This is a genomic window from Allobosea sp. AK1 (assembly GCF_006714945.1).
Classification (GTDB): Bacteria; Pseudomonadota; Alphaproteobacteria; order Rhizobiales; family Beijerinckiaceae; genus Allobosea; species Allobosea robiniae.
Genome location: NZ_VFMG01000001.1, coordinates 2,902,401 through 2,918,754, shown reverse-complemented (window position 1 = coordinate 2,918,754; position 16,354 = coordinate 2,902,401). Strand labels below are relative to the sequence as shown.

The 16,354-nt window shown below is 66.5% G+C and carries 14 protein-coding genes and 1 tRNA gene; 8 read left to right on the top strand and 7 right to left on the bottom strand.

Translation table 11 applies throughout. The annotated features are described in order from the left end of the window. Positions 1-52: 52 nt before the first annotated feature. The 4 genes from FHT98_RS14365 to FHT98_RS14355 all read right to left on the bottom strand — a co-directional run bounded on the left by FHT98_RS14365 (position 53) and on the right by FHT98_RS14355 (position 4,395). Positions 53-2,146 carry an ATP-binding protein gene (locus FHT98_RS14365; RefSeq protein WP_142114443.1) on the bottom strand — a complete coding sequence of 698 codons (2,094 nt, stop codon included), beginning with the start codon at positions 2,144-2,146 and terminating at the stop codon, positions 53-55. A 93-nt stretch (positions 2,147-2,239) separates the two neighbouring features. Next, a complete protein-coding gene (locus FHT98_RS14360) occupies positions 2,240-3,778 on the bottom strand; it encodes a YifB family Mg chelatase-like AAA ATPase (protein WP_142114442.1) in 1,539 nt (512 codons plus the stop codon). A gap of 65 nt (positions 3,779-3,843) precedes the next feature. Next, entirely contained in the window at positions 3,844-3,996 is a 153-nt protein-coding gene (locus tag FHT98_RS26205) for a hypothetical protein (RefSeq protein ID WP_162766339.1), read from the bottom strand. Positions 3,997-4,074: 78 nt separating this feature from the next. Beyond that, the gene (locus FHT98_RS14355) at positions 4,075-4,395 is read right to left on the bottom strand and encodes a hypothetical protein (RefSeq protein ID WP_465246910.1); all 321 of its coding nucleotides are present in this window, start codon (positions 4,393-4,395) and stop codon (positions 4,075-4,077) included. 180 nt (positions 4,396-4,575) lie between these two features. On the opposite strand from FHT98_RS14355, the gene FHT98_RS14350 reads away from it, so the two are divergent. Beyond that, positions 4,576-4,665, top strand: a tRNA-Ser gene (locus tag FHT98_RS14350). Positions 4,666-4,969: 304 nt separating this feature from the next. On the opposite strand, the gene FHT98_RS14345 is transcribed toward FHT98_RS14350, so the two are convergent. From FHT98_RS14345 to FHT98_RS14335, 3 genes are read right to left on the bottom strand one after another with little or no spacing between them, the layout of a single operon-like run. After that, positions 4,970-6,274, bottom strand: coding sequence for a TRAP transporter large permease (locus tag FHT98_RS14345; protein ID WP_113586290.1), 1,305 nt, complete (start codon positions 6,272-6,274; stop codon positions 4,970-4,972). A gap of 9 nt (positions 6,275-6,283) precedes the next feature. Beyond that, a complete protein-coding gene (locus tag FHT98_RS14340) occupies positions 6,284-6,805 on the bottom strand; it encodes a TRAP transporter small permease (RefSeq protein ID WP_142114441.1) in 522 nt (173 codons plus the stop codon). Positions 6,806-6,857: 52 nt separating this feature from the next. Next, positions 6,858-7,844 carry a TRAP transporter substrate-binding protein gene (locus FHT98_RS14335; RefSeq protein ID WP_142114440.1) on the bottom strand — a complete coding sequence of 329 codons (987 nt, stop codon included), beginning with the start codon at positions 7,842-7,844 and terminating at the stop codon, positions 6,858-6,860. A 203-nt stretch (positions 7,845-8,047) separates the two neighbouring features. On the opposite strand from FHT98_RS14335, the gene FHT98_RS14330 reads away from it, so the two are divergent. The 7 genes from FHT98_RS14330 to FHT98_RS14300 all read left to right on the top strand — a co-directional run bounded on the left by FHT98_RS14330 (position 8,048) and on the right by FHT98_RS14300 (position 16,312). After that, entirely contained in the window at positions 8,048-8,983 is a 936-nt protein-coding gene (locus FHT98_RS14330; RefSeq protein ID WP_142114439.1) for a LysR family transcriptional regulator, read from the top strand. Between the two features lie 97 nt (positions 8,984-9,080). Beyond that, positions 9,081-11,207, top strand: coding sequence for a hydantoinase/oxoprolinase family protein (locus FHT98_RS14325; protein ID WP_142114438.1), 2,127 nt, complete (start codon positions 9,081-9,083; stop codon positions 11,205-11,207). Next, positions 11,200-12,909, top strand: coding sequence for a hydantoinase B/oxoprolinase family protein (locus FHT98_RS14320; RefSeq protein ID WP_185745167.1), 1,710 nt, complete (start codon positions 11,200-11,202; stop codon positions 12,907-12,909). Before FHT98_RS14325 ends, FHT98_RS14320 begins: the two co-directional genes overlap by 8 nt. A 135-nt stretch (positions 12,910-13,044) precedes the next feature. After that, positions 13,045-13,860 (top strand): NAD-dependent epimerase/dehydratase family protein, encoded by an 816-nt coding sequence (locus FHT98_RS14315; RefSeq protein WP_142114437.1) that lies wholly within the window; start codon positions 13,045-13,047, stop codon positions 13,858-13,860. 173 nt (positions 13,861-14,033) lie between these two features. Beyond that, positions 14,034-14,480: a peptide-methionine (R)-S-oxide reductase MsrB gene (msrB, locus tag FHT98_RS14310; protein WP_113586369.1), complete on the top strand. Its 447-nt coding sequence runs from the start codon at positions 14,034-14,036 to the stop codon at positions 14,478-14,480. Further along, positions 14,480-14,992 (top strand): peptide-methionine (S)-S-oxide reductase MsrA, encoded by a 513-nt coding sequence (gene msrA / locus FHT98_RS14305; protein WP_061971817.1) that lies wholly within the window; start codon positions 14,480-14,482, stop codon positions 14,990-14,992. The genes msrB and msrA overlap by 1 nt, the downstream gene beginning before the upstream one ends. Before the next feature lie 387 nt (positions 14,993-15,379). Next, entirely contained in the window at positions 15,380-16,312 is a 933-nt protein-coding gene (locus tag FHT98_RS14300) for an acetamidase/formamidase family protein (protein WP_113586370.1), read from the top strand. The last annotated feature ends 42 nt before the right edge of the window (positions 16,313-16,354 follow it).

The following is a 16,354-nucleotide window of genomic DNA, read 5'->3' as shown; positions in this document are numbered from 1 at the left end:
TCCGCTGATCTTACAACTTCGCGACGAAACTGCGTCGGAGCCATGACGGTCGTCAAGCCGTCAGGCTGCCGGCCGCGTTCTGCGACAGGCGCTCCAGCCAGCGCAGCAGGGCCTCGCGCTCCAGTGGTTTCGCCAGGCAATCATCCATCCCGGCGGCAAAGGCCGCGGCCCGGTCGGCCGCCGAGACATTGGCCGTGACCGCCACCAGCGGCAGCGTCGCGGCACGGCCGAGCCGTCTTTCCAGGGCGCGGATCGCACGGGCGCAATCGAGCCCGGTCATCACCGGCATCCGGACATCGAGCAAGGCAAGCGCCAATGGCGGCGCCGTGCCGGCAAAGCTGGCCTCGACCCGCTTCAACGCCTCGCCCCCGTCACGCGCCCAGATGGCCGTGCAGCCGAAACGCTCCAACGTGCGCGTCGCAAGCAGGGCATTGATCTCGTTGTCTTCGGCGACCAGCACCGTCAGCCCCGTGCCCGGCTGGCGCGCGGGCATAGACGCCGGCGCCGGAGCCTCGCCGATCGCGGCCGCCCCGGGCGGAAGCCCGTGGCCCAGGCGCTCATAGAGGGAGCGTGTCCGCACCGGCTTGATCAGGAAGCCGGAGAAGCCCGCCGCCTGCGGCGACCCGAACTGCCGACGCGCATGGGGCGAGAGCAGGATCAGGCAATCGCGAATGCCGGCCGCCGCAACCGCCGCCGCGAGCTGCTTGGCCGGCTCATCGCCGAGCGCATGGTCGACCAGCACCGCCGTGACCGGGATATCCCCGGCAAGCTTCACCCGCGCAGCCTCGGCCGTGCCGGCGATGGAGATCGACGCTCCGGTCGTCCGGATCGTCTCGGCCAGGAAGCGCGCGGCGAAGGGAGCCGGCGAGACCAGCAGGACATGCTGCCCCGGCCAGTGTGGAATCCGCGCCTCCGGCGCATCGATTGCCGCGACCAGTGGCAGGGTGACACGGAAAGTCGCGCCCTCGCCAAGCCGACTTTCCGCCCGCACCTCACCCCCCATCAGGCGCGCGAGGCGGCGAACGATCGCGAGGCCGAGGCCGGTGCCCGTCTGCCGGGCGTCGATGCCCGGATCGAGCTGCTCGAACTCACCGAAGATGGTATCGAGCCGGTCGGCCGGAATGCCCGGCCCGGTATCGGCGACGGCGATCTCCAGGCGATCATCGGTGCAGGCCATGCTCAAGCCCACGCCTCCGGCTTCCGTGAACTTCACGGCATTGCCGACGAGGTTCAGCAGGACCTGGCGCAACCGGTCGCGGTCGCCGACAAGCCTTGCCGGGAGGTCGGGCGCGATATGGGCTGCGAGCTCGATGCCCTTGGCCTGCGCGCGCGGCGCCATCAATTCCGCGACGGTCTCAACGAGCTGGGCCGGATCGAAGGGTTCCTCGACCAGTTCGAGCTTGCCGGCCTCGACCTTGGCGAAATCGAGGATGTCGTCGACCAGCGCGAGCAAGGCCTCGCCGGAGGTGCGCAGCGCGGCCACATAGGTCGCCTGCTCGGCATCGGGACCGGTATCGGTGAGGAGATCGGCCATACCGAGAATGCCGTTGAGCGGCGTGCGGAATTCGTGGCTGACGGTCGCCAGGAAGCGCGATTTCGCCTCGTTCGCCGCCTCGGCGCGGGCCCGCGCCTCGACCAGCGCATCCTCGCCGGCGATGCGCGCCGAGATGTCGCGGCCGACGCGCTGGATCAGCGTACGCCCGTCGGGCCCGGGAACGACGGTCTCGATCCAGGAGATCCAGCGTTCGCCTTCATAGGTCGCGAGGCACTCGTCGAAGCTGCGGGCGCCGCCTTCCAGCAGCACGAGCGGGCGGAGGGCGAGCTGCGGCAGCAGCATCCGGCTGCCGACCAGATCCTGCTCCCCGGCCCCGAACAGGGCGGCGTAGGCCCGGTTGGCATAGACGATCCGCGCGCCGTCGCGTCGAACGATCAGGTCGCCCTGGGCTTCGATCAGGCTGCGATAGCGTTCCTCGCTATCGGCGAGAGTCCAGAGCCGGTCGTTGAGAGCTTCGGCATCATGAGCGAGCGAGGCCACCTGCCGGCGGAGGTCACCGCGCTGGCGCAGCAGCCACAGCACGGCACCCGCAGCCGGGAGAAGCAAAGCCGCGAAGGCAAGGGCGAACCATGACCAGATCGAAGAAGCCATGCCCTTCGATCTACGCAGCACGCCTTGAAAAAGCCGCCTGCGAATAGTGCGAATTCGATCGGTCGAGTGAGAGGATCGGTTAACCCTGCCACCTCAGGCGGCCTGAACCAGGTCCTCCCCGCGCGCCCGGTAGGACAAGGCTTCGGCCAGGTGACGCCGGCCGACCTTCGCCTCCTCATCGAGATCGGCGAGGGTGCGGGCGACCTTCAGCACGCGGTGATAGGCACGCGCCGTCAATCGCAGCGCCTCCGCCGCATCCCGCAGCAGCGCGAGCCCGGCATTGTCCGGCCGCGCGACCTCCTCGATCACCGGCACGGGACAGGCGGCATTGGTCATGACGTGACAGAAACCGAGGCTCTCGAACCGTGCCGCCTGAATCCGGCGGGCCGCTCCGACGCGCGCCGCGACCGTCGCCGAGCTCTCGCCTGCGGCAGGGCGAATGAGGTCTGCCGCCGTCACCGCGGGCACATCGATCGCGATATCGATCCGGTCGAGCAGCGGGCCGGAGACCCGCGCCTGATATTGGGCCATGCAGCGGTCGTTCGGCTGGCGCCGGCAGGCGAAGCCGGGCTCGGTCGCCCGGCCGCAGCGGCACGGGTTCATCGCGGCGACGAGCTGGAAGCGCGCGGGGTAGACGACGCGGTGATTGGCGCGGGAGATCAGGACGTCGCCGGTCTCCATCGGCTGGCGCAGGGCATCGAGCGCCTGCGGCTGGAATTCCGGCAGTTCATCGAGGAAGAGCACGCCGTGATGGGCGAGCGAGACTTCCCCCGGCCGGGCCTGCAAGCCACCGCCGACGAGCGCGGCCATCGAGGCCGAATGGTGCGGAGCCCGGAAAGGTCGCCGGTCGGTCAGGGCACCGTCGGCGAGCTTGCCGGCAACGGACAGGACCATCGAGACCTCGAGCAGCTCGCGCGGCGAGAGCGGCGGCAGGATCGAGGGCAGGCGGCTCGCCAGCATCGACTTGCCGGCGCCGGGGGGCCCGTTCATCAGGAGATTATGCCCGCCCGCCGCCGCGATCTCGAGCACGCGCCTTGCGCTTTCCTGGCCCTTGACGTCGGCGAGGTCAGGCAGAGGGCCAGCCTGGCGCGCGACCGCCGGTTCGGGCCGGGCCATGACCTGCGTGCCCTTGAAATGATTGGCGAGCTGGATCAGCGAACGCGGCGCCAGGATGTCGATATCGGCAGCCGCCCAGGCCGCCTCCGGGCCGGACCCCGCCGGGCAGATCAGCCCCTGCCCCTTGGCATAAGCTGCGATCGCGGCCGGCAGGACGCCCGCAACAGGGGTGGTCGAGCCGTCGAGCGCGAGCTCGCCGAGGACCACATAGCCGGAGAGGGCATCGGCGGGGATCGCTCCGATCGCAGCCATGACAGCGAGCGCGATCGGCAGATCGTAATGGCTGCCCTCCTTGGGCAGGTCGGCCGGGGCGAGATTGACGGTGACGCGCTTGGCCGGCAGCGCAAGCCCCGAGGCGAGGAGCGCGGCGCGGACCCGCTCGCGGCTTTCGGCAACGGCCTTGTCGGGCAGCCCGACCAGCACGAAGGCGACGCCGCCCGGCGCGACCTGGACCTGAACGTCGACGGCGCGCGCCTCGATGCCCTCGAACGCCACCGTCGCGACTCGCGCCACCATCTTGCGCCCCGCTCTCTTACCGCTTGGGAAGGCTAGCGAAGCTTTGACGACAACGCAAGAACATATCAGGAACTAAACACATCGAAAAGAAGGGGGAGGCGTTGCCTCCCCTTGTCGTCAGGCTTCGACGCCAAGCCAATCTGGCAAGCCACGCCGGTGCCGCCCAGGCCGCAATAGCCGGCCGGGTTCTTCGCCCGATAGCGCAGGGAGAACGTCATTCGCTCCGTTTCGTTCGAGCTCGACGCTTAAAGCCTGCGTCTCTCGCTATCACAGGGGCCTGGGCGCAAGGGGCGCCATCACCGACGCGTGACGATGCCGATGGCCGCCTCCTGGCGCCGTCCGAGCCAGAGTAGCGCGAAGCCGAGCAGGAGGGCGACGACGGCCGCCGGCGCCCGCAACACCGTCAGCAGCAGCGGGTCCCAGAGCCAGGGGTGAATGTTGCGCTCGATCGCCGGCTGGATCAGCTGGTAGCGCTCCTGAACGAGAGCGATCAGGGCCTCGCTGACCGGCATGAAGCGCAATCCGGCATTCGCGATCGAGCGGGCCCCATCGATCACCAGCGCGACGAAGCCGGCCGCGACGAACACATAGCCGATCAACCGGAGAAGAAACCTCACCATCCGCTCCCTATCGCAATCCACGCCGCAAAACGTCCGGCCGGCGCACCGCTTCGGTGCCCAGATGTGACCATGCTGGCCGCAGATCGCAACCGATGACCCGCGATTTACCGGGATTGTGCAAAACCCTGCATCTCGGCCCTTGAAAGATCACGGGCCGGCAGTCATAAGCAGCGCGCCGGACAGGTGGCCGAGTGGTTGAAGGCGCACGCCTGGAAAGTGTGTATACGGGAAACCGTATCGCGGGTTCGAATCCCGCCCTGTCCGCCATACTTTTCGACACTCAGCATATGTTTCGATGACGGTATCGATAGCTCAGTGTCGTGCTGCCCCCAGCGATGACCCGACTGTCACTTGCGTTCGACAGTGTTCCGGGTCGGAATCAGCCTCGAGGCGATGCCATTCGGGTTTGCCCCAGGAGCCGAGCCTGGGGCTTCGCCACAAGCTGACGCCAACGGTTCCGGCGCGCGACATTCGCTCTCGCCGCCATTCGGAGGTTCGTCGCCAGTTTGCGTTGTCCCCAAAGCTGGCCGCCGCAGGCGGCCAGGAGCGGATCATCGCATTTGCCCCGGGTTTATCCCGTCATCATCTTCGGCAGGATGGTGACGATCTGCGGGAACGCCGTGATCAGGACCAGCAGCAGCATCAGCACGAAGAAATAAGGAACCGCCGCCTTCGTCACGGCAAGGATGTCCTTGCCGGTGATGCTCTGCAGCACGAACAGGTTGAAGCCGACGGGCGGGGTGATCTGCGCCGCCTCGATCAGGATCACCACGAAGATGCCGAACCAGAGCAGGTCGATGCCGGCCGCCTGCACCATCGGCAGCATCACCGAGGAGGTCAGCACGATGATCGAGATGCCCTCGAGGAAACACCCGAGGATCAGCATGAACACGGCCAGCACCGCCAGAAGCGCATAGGGCGACAGATGCATGGCATCGACCCAGCCCGCGAGCGAGCGGGGAATGTCGACGAAGGCGACGGCGATCGTCAGGCAGGCGGCGCAGGCGATGATGAAGGAGATCATGCAGGAGGTCCGCATGGCTGCCATCAAGCCGTCCATGAAGCTCGCACGCGTCAGCCCGCCGCCGACCGCCGCCAGGATCAGCGCCCCGATCACACCGATGGTCGCGGCCTCCGTGGGGGTGGCGATGCCGCCATAGATCGAGCCGACGACAGAGGCGATCAGCAACGCCACCGGGATCAGGCGCCGCGAGCGGTAGATCTTCTCCAGGAACGGCACCGGGGGCTCGGCCGGCGGCATCTTGCCCGGGTTGAGCAGGCTCCAGATTGCCGTGTAGCCCATGAACAGTGCCATCAGCAGGATGCCGGGCAGGACGCCGGCGATGAAGAGCCGCGCGATCGAGACCTCTGCCGTGACGCCGTAGACGATCATGATGATCGAGGGCGGAATCAGCAGGCCGAGCGTGCCGGAGCCCGCGAGCGTTCCGATCGTCATGTTGAGCGGATAGCCGCGCTTCTCCAGCTCGGGCACGCTGATCCGGCCGATCGTGGCGCAGGTCACAGCCGATGAGCCGGCGACCGCCGCCATGATGCCGCAGCCGAGCACGTTGACATGGAGCAGCCGGCCCGGCAGCCGCGAGACCCAGGGCGCGAGCCCCTGGAACATGTCCGCCGACAATTTCGAGCGGAACAGGATCTCGCCCATCCAGATGAAGAGCGGCAGCGAGGTCAGCGCCCAGCCCCAGCTCGAATCCCAGAGCGTGGACGCGATCAGCGAACCCATCGGCGCGGTGGTGAAGAGCCCCATCATCACCATGCCGACGGTGAGGAGCGAGAGTGCGACCCAGACGCCGCTGGCGAGCAGCAGGAGGAGCGAGCTGGCGAGGACCAGCGAGGCGAGAACGGTCGTGTCCATGATCGGCCCCTATGCCACCGGCCTGTCGAGCTCGATCTCGTCGGGCGCCTCGTAGCGCGGCTTGCCGCCGGCGAGGAGCCAGATCAGCTCGTCGATGAAGGCGATCGCCAGGGCGGCGATGCCGATGGCGACGCCGGTCTGCGGAATCCAGAACGGCATCGCCAGCAGGCCGGGGCTGACATCGTTGAACTCGCGCGACTGCAGCGCCAGCGATGCGACATGCCAGGCGAGGAACGACACGACGACCGTGCCGAGCAGGCAGTTGAAGACCTCGACGCCGTGCCGCCAGCGTTGCGGCAGGCGGTCGACGATCAGGTTGATCCGCACATGCCCACCACGCCGGAAGGTATGGGCGAGGCCGAAGAAGGTCGACGCCGCCAGGCACAGGCCCGCCGCTTCGGTCGCGTCCACGGTGACGCCGCGCATGCGCCCCACGATCTGGGTGACGATGGCCAGCCCGATGCCGACCATGAAGGCGGCGGCGATGTAGCCGCACGCTTCATAGAACCTGTCGAGAACTCCGCGTATCACCGGTCACCCCACTGGCCATGATTTGATTGAAAGAGTGGCGCGCGGAAGCCGGTTACTTCAGGCTCTTCTGGTAGTTTTCATAGACGGCCTTCTCCTCGGCCGTGGCGGTGCCCAGCCAGTCGGCGACCATGCCCTTTCCGGCCGCCTCGATGGCGTCGAGGATGTCCTTCGGAGACTGGGCGATCGTCACACCATGGCTCTTGAGCACGCCTTCGCGTTCCTCGCCGGCCTTCTTGGAGAGTTCCCAGCCGCGCTTCGTGGCGGCCTCGCCGGCCTCCAGCACCACCTTCTGCGTCGCGGCGTCGAGCTGGCGGAAGGCGCGCTCGTTGACCAGGATCGCATTCTTATTGTGCATCGTGCCGGTATAGGTGAAGTGCTTGACGTAGTCCCAAATTTGGACGTCGGTGCCGGTCTGGGCGCTGGTCCAGAGCGACTGGATCATGCCGGTCGAGAAGGCCTGGGGCACTTCGGCGAAGGGCAGGATCAGCGCTTCCATGCCGAGCTTTTCGCCCATGATCTGCGTCTGCTTCGAATAGATGCGCAGCTTCTGGCCCTTCAGGTCCGCCAGCCCCTTGAGCTCGGCCTTGGTATAGAAGCCCTGCCCCGGCCAGGCGACATAGGTGATGGCGCGAAGGCCGCTCTTCTTGAACATCGCCTCGAAGAACGGCGCCTGCGCCTGCGTCAGCTTGGTCGCCTGGTCATAGGTCGTGGCGACGCCGGGGATGTTGTCGAGATTGTACATCGCCGCCTCGTTGCCGTAGACGCCGAGGCGGATCTCGCCGATCTGGATCTGGCCGGACTGGACGGCGCGCTTGACCGCGTCGAGCTTGATCAGGCTGTCGTTCGAGCGCAGGTCGATCTTGAGCTTGCCGCCGCTCTTCTGCTCGATCTCCTTGATCATCTCCCGGATGTTCTGGGTGAAGAAGCTGCTTTCCGGATAGCCCGAGGCCATGGTCCAGCTCGTCTGGGCGCTGGCGGGAACGGCAAACCCGATGCTCAGGGCAAGGGCGGCGGAGGCGATCAAAGCTCTGCGGTTCATGGTTCCCCTCGTTCTTGTCGCGCTGTGGAGACATCCATGCGCGTTTGGAGCCGGAGCCGAGCCGAAGCCCGATCGACGGCTAACGATAGTCCACCGCGTTCCGCCGATAGCAGCCAATTGAATTTTGCTGTTTTCGCGATGCATTTTCTTTATCGAGGATATGCCGCCATTATCTGCTCGCGCGGCTATGCCGGAAATAAGCGATGCCGAACTGGACGCTGAAGCAGCTCGAAAGTTTCGTCTGGGTGGCCAAGCTCGGCAGCTTCCGGGCGACGGCCGAGCGTCTGAACACGACCCAGCCGAACATTTCCGTGCGCATCTCGCAGCTCGAATCCGTCCTGGGCGTCAGGCTGTTCCACCGCGATTCCGGCTCGGTCGCGCTGACGCCGATCGGCCATTCGCTGCTCGGCCAGGCCGAGCGGGTGCTGCAGGCCTCGGAGGAGTTCTCGCAGCAATCGATCCGCTCCGACCAGCAGATCGGCATCCTCAGGCTCGGCGTCGCCGAGCTCATCGCCCAGACCTGGCTCCGCGACTATCTGCTCGACCTCAGGCAGGTCTTTCCGAATGTCGATGTCGAGCTCAGGGTCGACCTGACGATCAACCTGCGCGAGGAGCTGGTGTCGCGATCGCTCGACCTGTGCCTGCTGAACGGCCCGATCTCGAACTTCAACATCACCAATGTCGATCTCGGCTCCGTGCCCTATCTGTGGGTGGCCTCGCCGCAGCTTGGGCTCACCGGCTCCGAACTGGCGACGATGGCCTCGCACACGATCCTGACCCATGCGCGCAACACACGCCATTTCGTCGAGCTCTCGGCGCATTTCCGCGACAACTGGGAGAGGCCGGTCCGGATCGTGCCGTCGAGCAGCCTCGCAGCCAGCCTGCAGATGACCATCGACGGCCTCGGGATCGCGCCGATGTCGCGGACGCTGGTGGAGAAGCTTCTCGACACCGGAGAGCTCGTCGAGTTCCCCTACGAATGGAAGCCGAGCGCTTTGATCTTCACGGCCTCATACGCCCATACGCCTGCCAGTTTCCTGCTCAAGCGGGCGGCCGAACTCGCCAGCGAGCGGGCAACGCGGCATCATCAGGGCGATGCCCGGCAGCCCGTCGAACACGCCGAGCGCGGACCCAACTGATAAATATCCTTTATCAAATATCATAGATAATAATAATTCGACGACATCGATGCCACATTCCATCCTCGCCTCATCAGACAACGGAGGCGCGTAAGCCATGTCCATTCTCGGGGCCCGACTGGGCGTCGATATCGGGGGAACCTTCACGGATGTCGTGCTCGAGCAGGGCGGACAGCGGTTCTCGACCAAGGTCCTGACCACGTATACTGCCCCTGAGGATGCGATCATCGAAGGCATGCACCGTGTCTGCGAGAAGGCCGGCATCGCGGCCTCGGCGATCGGGCAGATCATCCATGGCACGACGCTGGCGACCAATGCGCTGATCGAGCGACGCGGCGCCAAGACCGCTCTCATCACCACCGAAGGCTTTCGCGACGTCATCGAGATGCGCACCGAAAGCCGCTTCGAGCAATACGACCTCAACCTGACGCTGCCGGAACCGCTGCTGCCGCGCAACCGCCGCTACACGGTCAAGGAGCGCATGGATGCGCGCGGCAACGTCCTGATCCCGCTCGATCGCACCGCGGTCGAGACCCTCGTCGATGAATTGCGCGAAGCTGGCTACGAGAGCGTGGCGGTCGGGCTGCTGCATTCCTATGTCAACGACGCGCATGAGCGCCTGATCCAGGAGGTGCTGACTGCGCGCCTGCCGGGCGCGATGGTTTCGCTCTCATCGGAAGTCTCGCCGCAGATGCGGGAATACGAGCGCTTCAACACGACGATCGCCAACGCTTTCATCAAGCCGCTGATGAAGAGCTATCTCGTCCGGCTCAAGGGGCGACTGGCAGCCGAGGGCGCTTCCTGCCCGATCTTCCTGATGCATTCGGGCGGCGGCATCATCTCGCTGGAGAGCGCCTCGGAATTCCCGGTCCGCCTCGTCGAATCCGGCCCGGCAGGCGGCGCCGTCTTCGCCGCCGACATCGCCGCGCGGCACGGGCTGAAGAAGGTGCTCTCCTTCGACATGGGCGGCACCACCGCCAAGATCTGCCTGATCAAGAACTATACGCCCAAGACCGCCCGCGTCTTCGAGGTCGCCCGGACCTACCGGTTCAAGAAGGGCTCGGGCATGCCGATCTCGATCCCCGTGATCGACATGGTCGAGATCGGGGCCGGCGGCGGCAGCCTCGCCCATGTCGACTCGATGAACCAGATCCGCGTCGGGCCGGAAAGCGCGGGCTCCGAGCCCGGCCCGGCCTGCTACGGCCGCGGCGGCAAGCGCCCGGCCGTGACCGATGCCGACGTCATCCTCGGCAAGATCGATCCGGACAACTTTGCAGCCGGCACGATCCCCCTCTTTGCCGACCAGTCGGCTGCGGCGCTGACGTCGGAGATCGGCGGCAGGCTGGGCATGGACGCCCAGGAAAGCGCCTGGGGTGTCGCCGAGGTCGTCGACGAGAACATGGCCAACGCCGCCCGCGTCCATGCCGTTGAGAACGGCGAGGACCTCTCGGAATACACGATGATCGCCTTCGGCGGCGCCGCCCCGCTGCATGCCGGCCGCCTTTGCGAAAAGCTCGGGATTGCGCGCTGCCTCGTGCCGCCCGGCGCTGGCGTCGGCTCGGCGATCGGCTTCCTCAGGGCGCCGTTCAGCTTCGAGGCCAACCGCACGCTGTTCATGCGGCTTGCGCAGTTCGACACGACGCGTGTCACCAAACTCTTCGACGAGATGGAAGAGGAAGCGACGCGGGTGGTGCGCTCCTGCGGCTGGGCCGGTGCGATCCAGGCCGAGTACAAGATCTACATGCGCTATGCCGGCCAGGGCTGGGAAATCCCGGTGATCCTGACGCCGGAAGAGGCTCGCGCCGCCGATCCGGCCGTCATCCTCCAGCGCTTCGAGCACGAATACGCCAATCTTTTCGGACGCACGGTGAAGGGCCTCGCGGCCGAGATCACCGTCTGGTCGGTCAACGCGCATACGCCACAGGAGGCGGTTGCTCCGGTCGCTCCGGTCTCGCAGATGCGCGAAGCCCCGGCTGAGGGCAGCCGCTCCGTCTTCGATGCCGGGCTCGGCCGCCGCGTCGAGGCTGAAGCCCATAGCCGCACCGCCCTGCCCGCCGGCAGCCGGATCAGCGGCCCCGGCATCGTCACCGAGGACGAGACCACCATCATCCTGCCGTCGAGCCGCTTTGCCGTCACGCTGAACGACGGCTGCATCGACATCCGCCTTGCCGAAGCCGCACCCGCCGCTGCCGTCGCCGCGCGGAAGGAGCCCGCCCATGTCTGAGATCTCCAAGGTCGCCTATCAGGTCATGTGGAACCGCCTGATCTCGGTCGTCGAGGAACAGGCCCAGGCGCTGATCCGCACCTCCTTCTCGACCTCGGTGCGCGAGGCGGGAGACCTTTCCGCTGGCGTCTACAACGAGAAAGGCGAGATGCTGGCGCAGGCGGTGACCGGCACGCCCGGCCACGTCAACGCCATGGCCGATGCCGTTGCCCATTTCATCCGCCGCATCGGGCGCGAGAATATCGCCGAGGGTGATGTCTACATCACCAACAACCCCTGGGAGGGCACCGGCCACCTGCACGACATCACCGTCGTCAGCCCGTCCTTCCACCAGGGCCGCCATGTCGGCTTCTTCGCCTGCACGGCCCATATCGTCGATATCGGCGGGCGCGGCTTCGGTGCCGATGCCAACTCGGTCTATGAGGAAGGCCTGCATATCCCGATCATGAAGTTCGTCGACCGCGGCACGGTCAACGAGACCCTGGTCACGATCATCCGCGGCAATGTCCGCGAGCCCGACCAGCTTGTCGGCGACATCTATGCGCTGGCGACCTGCAACGAGATCGGCCATCGCCGGCTAGTCGACATGATGGTCGAGTTCAGGCTCGCCGACCTCGCCGGCATCTCGGATTTCATCCTGACCAATTCGCGCCAGGCAACGCTCGACAAGATCGCCGCCCTGCCGCGCGGCGAGGCCGAGGGCCATATGCGGATCGACGGCTACAGCCGGCCGATCGACCTCAAGGTGAAGATCTCGATCGAGCCGGACGGCGTGCTCTGCGACTGGGCCGGCACCTCCGGCGTCGACAAGAACGGCATCAACGTCCCGCTGGTCTATACGAAGGCCTATACCTGCTACGCGCTGAAATGCGCCATCGCGCCGGAAATCCCGAACAACGCCGCCTCGCTGGAGCCGTTCCGCATCACCGCGCCGGAGCACACCATCGTCAACGCAGTCTGGCCGGCTCCGGTGGCGCTGCGCCACATCATCGGCCATATGGTGCCGGACACGATCTACGACGCGCTCGACAAGCTCCTGCCCGGCCTCGTCCCGGCCGAGGGCGCCGGGAGCCTCTGCAACTTCCAGGTCTCGCTCCGGCCGCGCAGCGACGGCCCCTGGCCGGCCGATCCCGTGCGCGCCGAGGTCCTGACCTTCAATTCGGGCGGCTCCGGTGCCCGGCCGGCGCTCGACGGCATGAACGCCACCGCCTTCCCTTCCGGCGTGATGACGATGCCGGTCGAGGCGACCGAGCAGGTCGGCCCGGTGATCGTCTGGCGCAAGGAGCTCCGGCCCGATTCCGGCGGCAAGGGCCAGCATCGCGGCGGCCTCGGGCAGCATATGGAGGTCGGCGCCTGGGAGGGCTACGAGTTCGACATCCAGGCGATGTTCGACCGGGTCCACCATCCCGCCCGCGGCCGGCGCGGCGGCGGCGGCGGCGCGCCGACCACCATCGCGCTCGACGACGGCACGGCGATGAAGGGCAAGGGCAAGCAGTTCGTGCCACATGGCCGCAAGGTCGTCATGGCCTTCCCGGGGGGCGCGGGCTATGGCGCATCCGCCGAGCGGCCCGCAAGCAGCGTGGAGCGCGACCTCGCCCTGGGCTATGTCTCGGCGGAGGCGGCCCGCGCCGATTATGGCCTGTCCGAGGAGCGGGTGGCCGATGTGCTGGCCGCGTCCCGGCGCGGTGAGTTGCCCCGTTAGAGGCAGCGGCATGGCGGCCTGCGCAGTGCTGCGGCTTGTCAGCGATCGCCTGTCGATGCCTCACTGCGGCCTTCGACCGGGATGGCCCGAACATGGCCGCACTGGCACGACGGGGCCGTCAGACGCGAGGATAGCATGCCGCATTACAACCGCATCCTGATCACCGGCGCGGCCGGGCGTCTCGGCTCGCAGCTTCGCGCCGGCCTTGCTCCGCTCGCTGGGGTGATCCGCCTTGCCGATCGCGAGCCACTAGGCCCGCTTGCCGCCCACGAGGAGGCGGCGATCTTCGACCTCGCCGATATGGAAGCGACGATCGCCGCGACCGAAGGATGCGATGCCATCGTCCATTTCGGCGGCGCGCCGACCGAACGCGAGTGGCAGGTGATCCTCGATTCCAGTATCCGCGGCTCCTATCACATCTACGAGGGCGCGCGGAAACACGGGGTCAAGCGCATCGTCTACGCCTCGTCCGTCCACGCGATCGGCTTCCACGAGATCGGCGCGCATATCCCAGTCGATGCGCCGGTGCGGCCCGACTGCCTCTATGGCGTCGGCAAGACCTTCGTGGAGAGCCTCAGCCGGCTCTACTGGGACAAGCACGGCATCGAGACGGCGTGCCTGCGCATCTTCTCGTCCTTCCCGGAGCCGGCCGATCGCCGGATGCTCTGGTCCTATCTGTCCTTCGCCGATTGCGTGCGCCTCGTCACGGCGGCGCTGAGCGCGCCCTTCGTCGGGCACACGATCGCCTTCGGCACCTCCGACAACGCGGTGAAGGCGGTGGACAATAGCGGTGCCGGCCATCTCGGCTATCACCCGCAGGACAGTTCGGAGCCGTTCCGGGCCAAGGTCGAAGCCAGCTCCCCGGCACTCGACCCGCTATCGCCCGCGGGACGCTATCTCGGCGGCAAGTTCTGCGAAATGCCGCATCCGGATGACGAAGCGAAAGGCTGAAGGCCATCCCCCGTCAAGCCGCCGCAGGGCAGCTTCGATTGCTGCTCGGGCGTTATGCGTGGTCATGAACTGCGCGGGTGCGCCGGTGACAGCATCGAAATTATAGGCGCGGTGCATTGGACAGCTTCGGAACGAATACCCATTTCTTGGGCCTGAGTTCGAAGGAGAAATCCATGGCAGTCTACAGGAAGACAGAAGCTGCGATCGCCAGGCTGTCGCCCGAGGAATATCGAGTCACCCAGCAGAATGGGACCGAGCGCCCTGGAACCGGGGCACTTCTCCACAACAAGGAACCCGGCATCTATGTCGACATCGTCTCGGGTGAGCCGCTGTTCGCATCATCGGACAAATACGAGTCGGGTTGCGGATGGCCGAGCTTCACCAAGCCGATCGAACCGGCGAACGTGAATGAGCTGGGCGACGACAGCCACGGCATGGTCCGTACGGAAGTGCGTTCGACCCATGGCGACAGCCATCTCGGCCATGTTTTCCCGGACGGGCCCCGCGATCGCGGTGGCCTGCGTTACTGCATCAACTCGGCCTCGCTGCGCTTCGTGCCACGCGACGAGATGATCGAGCAGGGTTACAAGGACTATCTCGACCAGGTGGAGGATATCTGATGACGACCGAACGCGCTGTTCTCGCCGGGGGCTGCTTCTGGGGCATGCAGGATCTCATCCGCAAGCTGCCCGGCGTGGTTTCGACCCGGGTCGGTTACTCCGGCGGTGACGTGCCGAATGCGACCTATCGCCATCACGGCACCCATGCCGAGGCGATCGAGATCACCTTCGACCCCTCGCAGACCAGCTATCGCCGATTGCTTGAATTCTTCTTCCAGATCCACGATCCGACCACGCTCAACCGCCAGGGCAACGACCGCGGCACCAGCTACCGCTCGGCGATCTATTTCAGCGGCGATGAGCAGAAGGCTGTTGCCCTCGATACGATCGCGGACGTCGAGGCGTCGGGACTGTGGCCGGGCAAGGTCGTCACCGAAGTCGAGCCGGTCGGTGATTTCTGGGAGGCGGAGCCCGAGCACCAGGACTACCTCGAACGCATTCCGCACGGTTATACCTGCCATTTCATCCGCCCGGACTGGGTGTTGCCGCGCAGGACAGGTGCCGCAGCCTGACAAATCCAGGGCTCTTCGCGTCCAACCGGTTTCGGCTCGACGCGGAGAGCTTGTCGGTTGATCGCGCCATCGCGCACGCCTCGCCTCACCCGGATACGACCAGACATCGGGCGCGAATCGATCCGGGCCAAGGCCGCTCGATTTGAACGAAACCTGCGGCAAGCGGCTACAAATACAGCGCTTTCCGAACCACCATGATCACCGCAGGCGATTAGTTCGACGGGCACCCTGTCCGCCATGTCCTGACATCGACATGTCTTGTCCAGCGCCGGCGCCTGCTGACCAGCATGCAGGGCGCCCCTTCGCCCGCGCGTGCTTCTCAAGCCGGCGGCTTGCTCCTACGGTCACCGCAGGACACAGACGCAAATCCCGCTCAGGAAGGTTTCCATGGCGCGCCATCACTTTGCTCCCACGCAATATTCGAACGTGCTCGCCACCCTGCCGCCCGTGCTGGAGATCGCCAGCGGCGACAGTGTCGTCACGACCACGCTCGATGCAGCGGGCTTCGGCGGCGATGGCGCGCAGCATGCCCCGCGCGGCAACCCGATGACCGGACCGTTCTTCGTTGCCGGCGCCGAGCCGGGCGATGCATTGCTCGTCACGATCGAGCGGATGACGCCGAACCGGAAGACCGGCTGGACCTATTCGCCATTGGCGCCCGGCGTGCTCGACCCCGCGATGCTGCACGAATTGCCGAAGCGCGAGCGCTATGAATGGGCGATCGATGCGCAGGCCGGCACGGTGAAGCTGCTCGAGCCCTCCGCCCGGATCAAGGACTGGAGCTTTCCGCTCGCGCCGATGCTCGGCTGCTTCGGCGTCGCGCCGGAACGCGCCCAGGCGATCTCGACCGCGACCAGCGGCGCCAATGGCGGCAATATGGATTATCGCCTGTTCGGACCGGGCGCGACGATCGCCTTCCCGGTCTTCGTCGATGGCGCGCTGTTCTTCCTCGGCGACGGCCATGCCTGCCAGGGCGATGGCGAGATCGCCGGCACCGGTGTCGAGACCTCGTTCGAGGTCGAATTCTCGGTGAAGCTCGTCAAGAAGCAGGGCCTCCGCTGGCCGCGCTGCGAGACCGAGACCGACCTGCTGGTGATCGCGAGCGGGCGCCCGCTCGACCAGCCGCTGCAATTCGCCACGACGGAATTGCTGCGCTGGGTCGGCGAGGCTCTCGGCGTCGATCCGATCGAGGCGAGCCATCTGCTCGGGCAGGCGGTGCGCTACGACATCGCCAATGTCTTCAATCCCGCCTATTGCGTCGCCGCGCGGCTGGAGAAGACCGATCTCACGCGGGCGATGTCGTTCCGCGCCCGTAGCTAAGCACTCCATCCTTTTCGAAACGCCGTCCAAGAAGACCACGAC

Excerpts from the sequence above, each read along its gene's own strand:
- FHT98_RS14365 (WP_142114443.1), bottom strand. The coding sequence starts at position 2,146 with ATGGCTTCTTCGATCTGGTCATGGTTCGCCCTTGCCTTCGCGGCTTTG.
- FHT98_RS14360 (WP_142114442.1), bottom strand. The coding sequence starts at position 3,778 with ATGGTGGCGCGAGTCGCGACGGTGGCGTTCGAGGGCATCGAGGCGCGC.
- FHT98_RS26205 (WP_162766339.1), bottom strand. The coding sequence starts at position 3,996 with ATGACGTTCTCCCTGCGCTATCGGGCGAAGAACCCGGCCGGCTATTGC.
- FHT98_RS14345 (WP_113586290.1), bottom strand. The coding sequence starts at position 6,274 with ATGGACACGACCGTTCTCGCCTCGCTGGTCCTCGCCAGCTCGCTCCTC.
- FHT98_RS14335 (WP_142114440.1), bottom strand. The coding sequence starts at position 7,844 with ATGAACCGCAGAGCTTTGATCGCCTCCGCCGCCCTTGCCCTGAGCATC.
- FHT98_RS14330 (WP_142114439.1), top strand. The coding sequence starts at position 8,048 with ATGCCGAACTGGACGCTGAAGCAGCTCGAAAGTTTCGTCTGGGTGGCC.
- FHT98_RS14325 (WP_142114438.1), top strand. The coding sequence starts at position 9,081 with ATGTCCATTCTCGGGGCCCGACTGGGCGTCGATATCGGGGGAACCTTC.
- FHT98_RS14320 (WP_185745167.1), top strand. The coding sequence starts at position 11,200 with ATGTCTGAGATCTCCAAGGTCGCCTATCAGGTCATGTGGAACCGCCTG.
- FHT98_RS14315 (WP_142114437.1), top strand. The coding sequence starts at position 13,045 with ATGCCGCATTACAACCGCATCCTGATCACCGGCGCGGCCGGGCGTCTC.
- msrB (WP_113586369.1), top strand. The coding sequence starts at position 14,034 with ATGGCAGTCTACAGGAAGACAGAAGCTGCGATCGCCAGGCTGTCGCCC.
- msrA (WP_061971817.1), top strand. The coding sequence starts at position 14,480 with ATGACGACCGAACGCGCTGTTCTCGCCGGGGGCTGCTTCTGGGGCATG.
- FHT98_RS14300 (WP_113586370.1), top strand. The coding sequence starts at position 15,380 with ATGGCGCGCCATCACTTTGCTCCCACGCAATATTCGAACGTGCTCGCC.